At 70.4% G+C, this 11,772-nt stretch carries 11 protein-coding genes; 5 read left to right on the plus strand and 6 right to left on the minus strand.

Annotated elements, in window-relative coordinates; genetic code table 11:
• Positions 1-8 precede the first annotated feature (8 nt).
• Complete coding sequence (locus LZ686_RS15630) at positions 9-1,325, minus strand: histidine kinase (RefSeq protein WP_127897449.1); 1,317 nt, start codon at positions 1,323-1,325, stop codon at positions 9-11.
• Positions 1,326-1,442: 117 nt separating this feature from the next.
• On the opposite strand from LZ686_RS15630, the gene msrC reads away from it, so the two are divergent.
• From msrC to LZ686_RS15645, 3 genes are read left to right on the plus strand one after another with little or no spacing between them, the layout of a single operon-like run.
• Positions 1,443-1,895 (plus strand): free L-methionine (R)-S-oxide reductase MsrC, encoded by a 453-nt coding sequence (msrC, locus tag LZ686_RS15635; protein WP_349548388.1) that lies wholly within the window; start codon positions 1,443-1,445, stop codon positions 1,893-1,895.
• Between the two features lie 22 nt (positions 1,896-1,917).
• Positions 1,918-2,544 carry a LysE family translocator gene (locus tag LZ686_RS15640; protein WP_127897448.1) on the plus strand — a complete coding sequence of 209 codons (627 nt, stop codon included), beginning with the start codon at positions 1,918-1,920 and terminating at the stop codon, positions 2,542-2,544.
• Positions 2,541-3,191, plus strand: a complete 651-nt coding sequence (locus LZ686_RS15645; RefSeq protein ID WP_349548389.1) for a pseudouridine synthase — start codon at positions 2,541-2,543, stop codon at positions 3,189-3,191. The genes LZ686_RS15640 and LZ686_RS15645 overlap by 4 nt, the downstream gene beginning before the upstream one ends.
• Here the strand turns inward: LZ686_RS15645 and LZ686_RS15650 are convergent.
• Positions 3,188-3,970, minus strand: a complete 783-nt coding sequence (locus LZ686_RS15650) for an MBL fold metallo-hydrolase (RefSeq protein ID WP_349548390.1) — start codon at positions 3,968-3,970, stop codon at positions 3,188-3,190. The genes LZ686_RS15645 and LZ686_RS15650 overlap by 4 nt on opposite strands.
• A 127-nt stretch (positions 3,971-4,097) precedes the next feature.
• Between LZ686_RS15650 and LZ686_RS15655 the strand changes: the two genes are divergently transcribed.
• Both LZ686_RS15655 and LZ686_RS15660 read left to right on the plus strand, forming a co-directional pair.
• Positions 4,098-5,153, plus strand: a complete 1,056-nt coding sequence (locus LZ686_RS15655) for a saccharopine dehydrogenase (RefSeq protein WP_349548391.1) — start codon at positions 4,098-4,100, stop codon at positions 5,151-5,153.
• A gap of 103 nt (positions 5,154-5,256) precedes the next feature.
• Positions 5,257-6,450 carry a PQQ-dependent sugar dehydrogenase gene (locus tag LZ686_RS15660; protein ID WP_349548392.1) on the plus strand — a complete coding sequence of 398 codons (1,194 nt, stop codon included), beginning with the start codon at positions 5,257-5,259 and terminating at the stop codon, positions 6,448-6,450.
• 52 nt (positions 6,451-6,502) lie between these two features.
• Here LZ686_RS15660 and LZ686_RS15665 read toward each other — a convergent pair whose 3' ends face one another.
• From LZ686_RS15665 to LZ686_RS15680, 4 genes are all read right to left on the minus strand, one after another.
• Entirely contained in the window at positions 6,503-6,874 is a 372-nt protein-coding gene (locus LZ686_RS15665; RefSeq protein WP_139598636.1) for a DUF3775 domain-containing protein, read from the minus strand.
• Between the two features lie 48 nt (positions 6,875-6,922).
• Complete coding sequence (gene mutL / locus LZ686_RS15670; protein ID WP_349548393.1) at positions 6,923-8,764, minus strand: DNA mismatch repair endonuclease MutL; 1,842 nt, start codon at positions 8,762-8,764, stop codon at positions 6,923-6,925.
• 112 nt (positions 8,765-8,876) lie between these two features.
• On the minus strand, positions 8,877-10,193 hold the full coding sequence (locus tag LZ686_RS15675) for a M16 family metallopeptidase (protein ID WP_252927472.1): 1,317 nt from the start codon (positions 10,191-10,193) through the stop codon (positions 8,877-8,879).
• The gene (locus LZ686_RS15680) at positions 10,190-11,623 is read right to left on the minus strand and encodes a M16 family metallopeptidase (RefSeq protein ID WP_349548394.1); all 1,434 of its coding nucleotides are present in this window, start codon (positions 11,621-11,623) and stop codon (positions 10,190-10,192) included. Before LZ686_RS15680 ends, LZ686_RS15675 begins: the two co-directional genes overlap by 4 nt.
• Positions 11,624-11,772 lie beyond the last annotated feature (149 nt).

Consider the following 11,772-nt stretch of genomic DNA (forward strand, 5'->3'; position numbering starts at 1 on the left):
GGCGGTCGTCAGGGCTGTCCGGCCTGCCGGGGCAGGTCCGCGATCAGGCGCGTGCCGGGCGACCCGGCCTCAAGGCGCAGGGTGCCGCCCAGCAGGGTGATGCGTTCGCGCATGCCCGTCAGGCCGGTCCCCTCGCGCCGGTCGGGGGCCATGCCCACGCCGTCATCGGCCAGCACCATGCGCCAATGCGCCGGATCGGTCCAGAGCCGGATGTCCACCCGGTCCGCCCGGGCATGGCGCAGCGCGTTCGTGGTGCCCTCCTGCAGGATGCGGAACAGGGTCAGGGCGGTGGCCTCGTCGGGCTCTGGCAGGCCCGCGGCCATGTCCAGGGCAAAGCGGGTGCCCGGAAAGCGGCGGTTCAGATCGGCCACGTAATCCGCCAGCACCGTGGCCAAAGGCAGCTGTCCCACCGCCATCGGGCGCAGATCGTCCAGCAGGGTGCGGTTCACGCGGGCGATCTGTTCCGCGATCGCCGCGATCTGGTCGGCCGATGCGGCGGTCGCGGGGTCGGGCGCCGCCTCGCGCAGCGCATCGGCCTCGACCCGAAGGCCGAACAGGCACGGGCCCATCTCGTCGTGCAGGTCGCGGGCGATGGCCTTTCGTTCGGCGTCCGCGCGGGCGATCACCTGGTGCTGCAGGCGGGTGCGGTCGGTGCGGGCCTGTTCCAGCGCCTGCGCCAGCCGGTCGGCATGGGTGGCCAGCGCCGCCAGGTCGGGATGGGGCAGCGGGCCGATGCGGCTGTCCAGGTCGCCCCGGGTCATGTCGGACAGGCGCGCGGCGATGGTCGCGACCGGGCGCAGCCCCTGCGCCAATGCCCCGGCGATCAGCGCCGCCTGCAGGACGGCCGCCGCCGCCGCCAGCGCCATCAGGTCACGGATGTCGCGCCAGGCGCGGGCGATCTCCTCGGCCGGGTCGCCGGTGATCAGCACATAGCCGCGCGGGCGGCCGTCGATCACCACCGGCAGGCGGGTCTCCTGGGGGTCGGGGGCGACCAGGGCCGCGAACCAGCCGGGTGCGCGCAGCGCCGGGTCGGGCGGACCCGCAGGCTGGCGCAGCGTGCCGTCCAGCGCGTTCAGGATGCCGATGCGGGCGTGGCGGGGTTCGGTCAGCCGTTCGGGCAGCCGCGCCATGATGCGGTCGGGCGGCACGGCCCCCTGCATCGTGCCGATCGTGGCCAGTACCAGGTTGCGCGCCGTCTCGGCGCCCATGCGCGTTTCGGTGGCGATGTCGCGACGCAGCCGGTCCAGGCTGCCCAGGGCCAGCAGCGCGATCAGGCCCAGCTGGACGATCAGGATCAGCGTCAGGATGCGGGTGCGCAGCGTCATGGCGCGACAGTGCCGCCAAGCGGTTGCCGGGGCAATGGCCCGCATCCCCGCCGCAATCGTCGCGGCGGTGAACGGGCGGGCTTTCCTGTCCCGACGGCCCCGCGTAAGGATATGCGGATGAGCGATTATGACGATCTGTCGGCCCGCATCCGGGCCCTGTGTGCGGGCGAGACCGACGAGGTCGCGCTGATGGCGACCGTCGCCTGCGAACTGCATCATTCCGACGACCGGTTCGACTGGACCGGCTTCTATCGCGTGGTGGGCCCCGGGCTGCTGAAGATCGGGCCCTATCAGGGCGGGCACGGCTGCCTGGTCATCCCGTTTTCGCGCGGGGTCTGCGGGGCGGCGGCCCGCACGCGAACGGTCCAGATCGTGCCCGATGTCGAGGCCTTCCCGGGCCACATCGCCTGTTCCAGCAGCACCCGGTCCGAGATCGTGCTGCCTGTCCTGGGCGCGGGCGGGCGGCTGATCGGGGTGCTGGACATCGACAGCGACCGTCCGGATGCCTTTGGTCAGGCCGACGCGGATGCTTTGACGGCGATTCTGGCGGACGCCTTCGGGCATCTGTGATCACGATGGGGACGGCAGCACGATGATCTGGGACACCTTGGCGAACATTCCTGTGGGACAGCTGACCGCGTTCATCGCGGGCGGGCTGGTCCTGAACTTTGCGCCCGGTCAGGACGTGTTCTTCGCCAGCGCCTGCGGCATCCAGGGCGGGCCGCGCGCCGGGGCCTGGGCCGGGTTCGGCGTGGGCCTGGGCGTGCTGATGCACGTGGCGCTGGCGACCGTGGGCCTAGGCGCGATCGTCGCCGCCCATCCCGAGGCGCTGCGCGCCATCAAATACGCGGGCGCGGCCTATCTGCTGTGGCTGGCGTGGAAAAGCTGGCGGTCGGGCGACATCGACCCGTCGGCCCGGGGCAGCGTCAGGGTCTGGAACATCATTCGCCGCGGGTTCCTGTCCAACGCGCTGAACCCCAAGCCGGTCCTGTTCCTGCTGGCCTTCCTGCCGCAGTTCACCAACCCCGCCTGGGGCCCGGTCTGGCAGCAGATCCTGGGCCTGGGGCTGATCTTCGCATTCACGGGGACGCTGGTGACCATGGGATACGGCATCGTCGGCGGGATCGCAGGCGGGGTGATCGGCAAGCGGCTGGGGATGGTCAACAAGATCGCCGCCGTCATGTTCGCGGGGCTGGCGCTGCGCCTCGTCTGGAAATGACCGAATTCGTTTATGCCCCGCCGCCGGACATCCCGGTGGTTCTGCATGCCGACGACCACGTGCTGGTGGTGGACAAGCAGGCGGGGTTGCTGTCGGTGCCGGGGCGCGGAGAGGATCGGGCCGACTGCCTGATCGCCCGCCTGCGCGAGGCGTTTCCCACCGTGCTGCTGGTGCATCGGCTGGATTTGGACACGTCGGGTGTGATGGTCTTTGCCTTGACCCCGCAGGCGCAGCGCGACCTGTCCAAGCAGTTCGAGGATCGGCTGACCAAGAAGGTCTATGTCGCGCGGCTCTCGGGCCGCCTGCAGCCGGAAACCGGTCGGGTCGACCTGCCGCTGATCGTGGACTGGCCGAACCGGCCCCGCCAGAAGGTCGACCATGCCGAGGGTCGGCCCGCCCAGACCGATTGGCGCGTCGTCCGCGCGACCGATGCGGAAACACGGGTGCGCCTCATGCCCGTCACAGGGCGCAGCCACCAGCTGCGGGTACACATGGCGTCCCTGGGCCACCCGATCCTGGGCGATCCGCTTTATGCGACGGGGACGGCCGCCGACCATCCCCGCCTGATGCTGCATGCCGAAAGCCTGCGGTTCCGCCACCCCGACACCGGGGTGCAGACCGGGTTTTCGGCAAAGGTGCCGTTCTAGGCGTCCGCTTCGGCATACCACGGTGCCACGACGACCTGCGTACCCGACCCGCCCTCGGCCACCAAGGCCGTGAACGCGTCCAGGTCGCTGCCCCGGTGGTGGTACGGATAGACCACGTCGGGGGCAAAGGCCGTGACCGCCGCCGCCGCCTGATCCACCGACATCGTATAGGGCAGGTTCATCGGCAGGAACGCCACATGGATGTCGGTCAGGGCACGCAGTTCGGGCGTATCCTCGGTATCGCCGGCGATCAGGAAGCGCTGGCCCCCGATGGTTAGGATGTATCCGTTGTCGCGGCCCTGCGGATGGTTCTGCAGCCGGTCCTCGGTGATGTTATAGGCGGGGATGGCCTCGATCGGCAGGCCCAGGGCCTCTCCGCTGTCGCCATTGGCCATCGTCGTCGTGCGTTCGGCCATGGCGGCCGGCAGCATCCCGGCCACGGCGGGGTTGGCGATCATCGGCACCTCGGGCAGGGCATCCAGCGTCGGCTGGTCGTAATGGTCGCTGTGTTCATGGGTGATCAGGATCAGGTCGGGCGCAGGCAGGTCGGCATAGGCCTCGGCCCCGCCGACCGGATCGACATAGATCACCCCCGCGGGCGTCTCCAGGACCATGCTGGCGTGATCGACGGGGTGGATCACGACCTCTCCACCCTCGACCGCATGATGAAAGCCGGCGTCCTGCGCGCGGGCGGTGCGGGGCAGGACCAGGGCGGGCAGGACGGCAGAGCCCATCAGGGCTGCGGCCAGTTTCAGTCCGGTGCGACGGGTCAGGTGCATGCTTTCTCCTGCGGAACGGGGGAAAGGAAAGCCAACCCCGGCAGCGTGCCGGGGGTTCCGGCCCGTGCTTGCGGCGCATTGCCGCGTGACCTACAGCTTGGGGCGCAAGCCATGGCAGGGGATCGGGATGACACATCTGTGGGTCAGGGCGGAAAGCCGTCCGAACGAGGATCGCGTGGGCATCACCCCGGACGGGGTCGCCGCGCTGATCGGGCAGGGCATGCGCGTCACGGTCGAGGACAGCCCCCGCCGGATCATCCCGACCGACGCCTATGCCAAGGCCGGCGCGGCCATCACCCCCGAGGGCAGCTGGCCCACCGCGCCCGACGATGCCATCGTCTTCGGCCTCAAGGAGCTGCCCGAGGACGGCACCCCCCTGTGCCATCGCCACGTGATGTTCGGCCACGCCTTCAAGGGCCAGCCCGCGGGTCGGGTGCTGCTGGACCGGTTCCGGGACGGGGGCGGGGCGCTGTATGACCTGGAATATCTGACCGACGACACGGGGCGCAGGCTGGCGGCCTTCGGGTACTGGGCGGGCTATGCGGGGGCGGCGGTGTCGCTGATGGCCTGGGCCGCGCAGCAGTCGGGCGGCATCTGCGGCCCGGTGGCCGCCTATCCCGACCGGCACCGCATGCTGGACGACCTGCGGGCGCGGCTGGACGCCACCGGCCGCCCGCGTCCGCGGGCCATCGTCATCGGCGCCAAGGGCCGCGTAGGCAGCGGCGCGGCCGACCTGCTGACCGCGATGGGCGTCACCGTGACCGGGTGGGACATGGCCGAGACCGCCCATGGCGGCCCCTTCCCCGAGGTGCTGATGCACGATGTCTTCGTCAACGCGATCCTGGCCCATCCCGGCGCCCCGGTCTTCGTGCCTGCCGATGCCGTGGCGCCGGGTCGTGCGCTGAGCGTCATCGGCGACGTGGCCTGCGACCCGACCAGCGATTTTTCCCCGATCAAGGTCTATGACCGCACCACCACCTGGGACGCGCCGGTCCTGCGGGTGGCGGATGCGCCGGTGCTGGACGTGATGGCGATCGACAACCTGCCCTCGATGCTGCCGCGTGAAAGCAGCGAGGATTACGCGGCCCAGCTGCTGCCCGTGCTGCAGGGGCTGGACGACCTTGACGCGGGCGCCTGGGGCCGGGCGGGTGCGCTGTTTCGCGACCATCGCGACGCGCGCTGACATGGGCGCCGTCACGGCCGCCTGACAGGGACGTGTTGCCGCAGGGGGGAACGCCGGGCCGCGTCACGAATTGGGCAGGGTATTCACCGGATCGGAGGACCCAATGACGCGCCGTACGACGACAAGCCTGACCACCCTTGCCGCCACAGGATTCCTGGCCTCGATGGCCGCGGCGCAGGGTTTCAACGATGCCGCCCCCAACGGGGCCGCCTACGACCAAAAGCCCGCCTTCGAAGGCCAGACCCGCGCGCCCATGCTGGACAGCACCGGCCTGCAGCAGCAGGTTCTGGTCGAGGGGCTGGAGCATCCCTGGGGCCTGCAGGAATTGCCCGACGGGAACTGGCTGATCACCGAACGCCCCGGCCGGATGCGCATCTATACCACCGACGGTACCCTGTCCGAACCCATTCAGGGCCTGCCCGAGGTCGATGCCCGCGACCAGGGCGGCCTGCACGACGTGTCCGTGGCGGACGATTTCGCGGACACCCGCCGCGTCTGGTGGACCTATGCCGAACCTCGCGGCGACGGCACGAACGCCACCGCCGTCGCGACCGGTATCCTGTCCGAGGACGGCACCACGATGGACGATGTCCAGCGCATCTGGCAGCAGCAGCCGGCATGGGCCTCGACCAAGCATTTCGGCGCACGGATCGTGCATGACGGCAAAGGCCACATCTTTGTCGGCCTGGGCGAACGCAGCGACCCCGAACCCCGCCAATACGCCCAGGACCCGCAGGCGACATTGGGCAAGATCATCCGCATCAACGCCACCGACGGCACGCCGGCCGGGGCCGGAATCGAGGGCGCGCTGCCCGAGATCTGGTCCATCGGCCATCGCAACATCCAGGGCGCCGCGATGGGCCCTGACGGCCAGCTGTGGATGAACGAGCACGGCCCCAAGGGCGGTGACGAGCTGAACGCCGTCGATGGCGGCTTAAATTATGGTTGGCCCCTGGCCACCTACGGCACCGACTATAGCGGGGCCCAGATGGGAGCGACCCAGGTCGAGGGCACCGAACAGCCGGTCTATTACTGGGATCCGTCGCCTGCGATCAGCGGCATGGCCTTCTATGATGGCGACATGTTCCCCGACTGGCACGGCGACGCGCTGATCGGCGGGTTGCGGTCCGGCGACATCATCCGGCTGGAACTGGACGGCACCACCGTGACCGGAGAGGCGCGCCTGGCCCAGGGCATCGGCCGCGTCCGCGAGGTCGAGGTCGCCCAGGACGGCGCCCTGGTCGTCATCACCGACGAGGAGAACGGCCGTCTGGTTCGCCTGACCCCGGAAGGGTGATCCGGCCACGATCGGTCTTGGTCTTGGGGCGGTCCTGCGGGGCCGCCCTTCGTCATACCGGACGCTGCAGGTCGTCTTCGATGTCGCCGGGAGAGATGCCCAGCCCCTCCAGCCCGGCCTCCAGCAGGTCGGCCAGTCGGGGTTCGCCCATCAGGTAATCCTCGGTCGGGATGGTCCGTTCGATCCGGGCGGTGCGGATCGCCTCCTCCAGTTCGGACGGCTCAAAGCTGTCGCGCCCGATCCACATCACGGCGACCAGGCTGGCCTGCTCATCCTCGTTCAGGCCAGCGATGAAATCATGCAGCTCGGACCGGGTGCCATGCTGGCGTCCGCCGCCCTGATGGGCCCAGGGATTCACGCCGCTTTCGTAATCGCGGGCGCGGATGATCACGTGGGCGATCTTGTCGACGGCAATCTGCAGCATCGCGGCACCTCCTGTCTGGGCACAGGATCGATCCGCGCGCGTCCTGCGTCAATCCCTGCGACCGAACAGGCGTTCGATGTCCGACAGCTGCAGCTTGACCCAGGTCGGGCGGCCGTGATTGCACTGGCCCGATTTCGGCGTCCGCTCCATCTCGCGCAGCAGGGCGTTCATCTCGTCCGCGCCCATCCGGCGGCCGGACCGGACCGACCCGTGGCAGGCCATCGACGACAGCACCGCATCGATGCGCGCCTGCAGCCGGTCCGACGCGCCCTGATCGGCAAGATCGTCCAGGATGTCGCGGATCAGCGCGCGCCCGTCCAGCCGCGCCAGCATTGCTGGCACCTCGCGCAGCGCGACCGCGCCCGGGCCGAACGGCTCGACCACCAAACCAAGCGCGGCCAGATCGGCGGCGATGGACAGGATGCGATCGGCATCGGCCGGGGACAGCTCGACGATCTCGGGGATCAGCAGGGCCTGTGCCGGGATGCCCGCGGCCTGCGCCTGCGCCTTCAGCCGCTCATAGACCAGCCTTTCATGGGCGGCATGCTGATCGACGATCACCAGCCCGTCAGGCGTCTGCGCGATGATGTAGTTCTCGTGGATCTGCGCGCGCGCGGCCCCCAGGGGTGCGTCCTCCATCGGCGCGTCGGCCACGACCGGGTCGAACCGCGCCGACGGCGTCTCGGCAAAGCCCGGCATCTGCAGGTCCAGCGCCGCCCGCACGGCCGCCGCCGACGGCCTGTCGGCCTGCCATGCGGGCCGCGGGTCTGACCGGTTTTCGGCCAAAGGTTCGGGCCCCGGTTCGACCTGCACCGCCCGCAGCGTCGCGTCGCCCACCGTGCTGGAGGCGCGGTGCCCGGCGCCTGCCATCGCATGGCGCAGGCTGCCCACGACCAGCCCGCGGGCCGATTGCGGGTCGCGGAACCGCACCTCGGCCTTGGCCGGGTGGACGTTCACGTCCACCATCTGCGGATCGCATTCCAGAAACAGTACCGCCGCCGGATGCCGGCCCGCCGCCAGCACGTCCATGTAGCCCGCCCTGAGCGCCCCGGTCAGCAGCTTGTCGCGCACCGGCCGCCCGTTCACGTACAGATGCTGCGCCACCGCCGCCCCACGCGAATAGGTTGGCAGGGCGGCATAGCCCGTCAGGGTGATCCCGTCGCGTTCGGCATCCATGGGCAGGGCGTTGTCGATGAAATCAGCCCCCATCAGCCGGGTCAGCCGCGTGGTCAGCGCCCCGAACAGCTCTCCCTGCTCGGCATCGGCGCGAAAGATCTCGCGCCCGTCGGCGGTCAGCGAAAAGCCCACATAGGGTTCGGCCATCGCCAGGCGGCGCACCGTGTCGGCCACCGCCTGCGTCTCGGCCCGGTCGGTGCGCAGGAATTTCAGCCGCGCGGGCGTGGCAAAGAACAGGTCGCGCAGCTCGACCACGGTGCCGCAATTGGCGGCCGCCGGGCGCGGCGGGTCCAGCCGCCCCCCGGTGACCGCGATGGACGCCCCCTCGCCCCCCCGCGTGCGCGAGGTGATGGTCAGCCGCCCGACCGCGCCAAGCGAGGGCAACGCCTCGCCGCGAAAGCCGAAGCTGGTGATGGCCAGCAGGTCGGTCCCGTCGATCTTGCTGGTGGCATGGCGCGACAGGGCCAGCGGCAGGTCGTCCGGCACCATGCCGCAGCCGTCGTCGGTGACGCGGATCAGCCGCTTGCCGCCGTCCTGGATGGCGATCTCGATCCGGGTGGCGCCGGCGTCCAGCGCATTCTCGACCAGTTCCTTGACCGCCGAGGCCGGACGCTCGACCACCTCGCCCGCCGCGATGCGGTTGGCGGTGGCCTCATCCAGCTGGCGGATCACGGGGCGGCCGTCGGGGCGTATCTTGGGGGCATGGCTGTTCATCGCCCCAAATCTAGCAGGACTGCCCCGCGGCTGCCAGAGATTCGCGGGACATCAGCCCCCCGGAACGACCGCGCCGCGCCCCTTGAGGCGCGGCGCCACCGCTGTTGTCGGTTCAGTTGGTGACAGGGTCCGATTCGATCCCCTCGGGGCGGCCGACCAGCACGAAGCGCAGCCGTTCGGGGTCCAGCAGGCGCTGCGCCACGCGGGACACGTCCTCGGACGTCACCGCCTCGACCTTGGCATTGCGGGTATCGATATAGTCGATCGGGAATCCGATCAGCTGCATCCCCGCTAGGATCGATGCGATGCGTCCGTTCCCGTCGAACCGCAGGGGATATTCCCCGGTCAGATAGGTCTTGGCATCGGTCAGTTCCTGGTCCGTCACACCCTCGGCCATGCGGGCCCATTCGGCGCGGATCAGCTCCACCGCCTCGGCCGTGGTGGCGTTCGATCCCGACATGCCGCCCTGCCAGGTCTGGCCGTACAGCCCCGTGGCCAGCGCTGTTCCCACGCCATAGGTCAGCCCGCGCTTCTCGCGGATCTCCTCCATCAGGCGGGAACTGAAGCCCCCGCCGCCCAGGATGTGGTTGGCGACGAAAGCCGCGAAATAATCGGGGTCGTCGATCGGGATGCCCGGCCCGGCAAAGGCCACCACGGTCTGCGGGCTGTCCCAGTCGATGACCGTCGTGCCGCCGGTCACCTGCAGCTCCGCCTGCTCGGGCAGGGGGGCGGTCGCCTGTTCCGGCAACCCGCCCAGGATGCGGTCCAGCAGCAGCCCCAGCTCCTCGGCCGAGATGTCGCCCGCCGCGCCCACGACCACCCGGTCGCGCGCCAGCACGCGGTTCTTGGCCGCCACCAGGTCCTGCCTGGTCAGGGCCGCGACGCTCTCCGCCGTCCCGTTGATCGAGGTCGCATAGGGATGCTCGCCCCAGGCCTGCGCCGCCATCTCCTTGGCGGCGATGCTGTTCGGATCGGTCGCCTCGGACCGGATCACTGCCTGCACCTGTCCGCGCACGCGGGTCAGCGCATCTTCGTCGAACCGCGGCTGCGCCAGCGCCTGGGCCAGCAGGTCGGCGGCGGCGTCGCGGTTCTCGGTCAGGGACTGGAAGCCCACGGACACCGTGTCGTCGCTGGCCGAAAAGGACAGCCGCGCGCCCAGGTCCTCGACCGCCTGGGCGAACTGCGTGGCGCTGTTCGACCCGGCGCCCTCCTCCAGCAGCGCGGTCATCATGTTGACCGCGCCGCGCTTGCCCTCGGCGTCCATGCTGGCACCGCCGCGGAACTGGATGTCCAGCGCCACAAAGGGAATGCTGTCGTCCTGGACCAGCCAGGCCTTGATCCCGCCCGGAGAGGTGACGTCTTGGATCTCGATCGCCTGCGCCGGCACGGCCAGCAGGGCAAGAACGGTGGCGATTGCGGCACGGATCATCCTTGCACCTCGGTCTGTTCGTCGGGGGTGGCCGGGGCCGGTTCCTGGGTCGCGGCGGCCTCCACCTCCGCGGGGGCGGGCAGCAGCCAGCCGGTCACGGCGGGCGCCTGCAGCACGTCGCGGGCGGCGGCCATCACGTCCTCGGCGGTGACCGCGTCCAGGATGTCGGGCCAGTCGTTCACGTCCTGCACGGTCAGGCTGGTCGACAGCCCCTGGCCATAGTCATAGGCTCGGCCATGCGCCGAATCGCGCGAATAGATCTCCTCGGCCCGGATGCGGGTCTTGACGCGCTCCAGGTCGGCCTCGTCCGGACCCTCGGCCAGAAACTGCGCCAGCGACTCGTCCAATGCTGCCTCGGCCTCCTCGGGCGGGGTGCCCTCGGCCGGAACCAGCGACAGCATGAATTCGGTCCGGTCCAGCGACAGCCCGTCATAGCTGGCCCCCGCCCACAGCGCGGTTCCCGGCAGGGTCAGCTGCTGCGCCAGATACGAGGTCTGCGATGACCCGCCCAGCAGCGCCGCCAGCACGGTCAGCGCCGCCGCATCCTCCTGCGCGCCCGGATCGCGTTCCGCGGCCAGCACGGTGCGGATCATCCGGGGCTGCGCGACGCGCGGGTCCGACATCTCCAGCCGACGTGCGGTCCGCTTGGGCGGTTCCTGCGGGCGGACGCGCGGTTCGGCCTCGCCCTTGGCGGGGATCGCACCGTAATGCTCCTCGGCCAGGGCACGCGCCTCTTCGGGGGTGACGTCGCCGGCGATGACCAGTACGGCTTCGTTCGGCGAATAATGCGTGTCGTACCAGGCGACCGCGTCGTCGCGGGTCAGCGCCTCGATCTCGTCGCGCCAGCCGATGATCGGCCGGCCATAGGGGTGGTTGTCATAGACGACCGCGTTCAGCTCCTCGGCGAACAGGGCGGCGGGGTCGCTGTCGACGCGCTGCGCGCGCTCCTCCAGCACGACCTGGCGTTCGGCCTGCCAGTCCTCGTCGCGGATGTTCAGGTTGGCCATGCGGTCGGCCTCCATCCCCATCACCAGGGGCAGGCGGTCGCTGGCGATGCGCTGGAAATAGGCTGTGAAATCCCACGATGTGAAGGCGTTGTCGCTGCCGCCGTTCGCGGTCACCGTCTTGGACAGCTCTCCGGGCTCCAGCGTGTCGGTGCCCTTGAACATCAGGTGTTCCAGATAGTGCGCGATGCCGGACTTGCCCGGCACCTCGTCCGCCGCGCCGATCTTGTACCAGACCATCTGCACCACGACGGGCGCGCGCTCGTCCTGGATGACCACCGTCTCCAGGCCGTTGGGAAGGGTGAAATGGGTGACGCCGTCGGGCATCGGGGCGGCGGCGTCCTGCGCCAGGGCGGGCAGGCCGGTCAGCGACGTGCCAAGCGCCAGGGCCACGGCCAGGGCGGAACGGGATGCGGGGTGACGCATGGATGGAGCAACCTCCTCTTGCTGAGGGGCAACTTGGACCGCAGGGGCAGGCCGCGCAAGCCACGCTCGCGCGAATGTGCAGCGCCCGCGGCAGGGGTCGCGGCGCCAGCCGCGCGCCCGGACGGCCCCCTCGATGGGGGCGGGCCGGG

The sequence above is a fragment of the Paracoccus sp. NFXS7 genome, from assembly GCF_040148865.1.
GTDB classification, from domain to species: Bacteria; Pseudomonadota; Alphaproteobacteria; order Rhodobacterales; family Rhodobacteraceae; genus Paracoccus; species Paracoccus marcusii.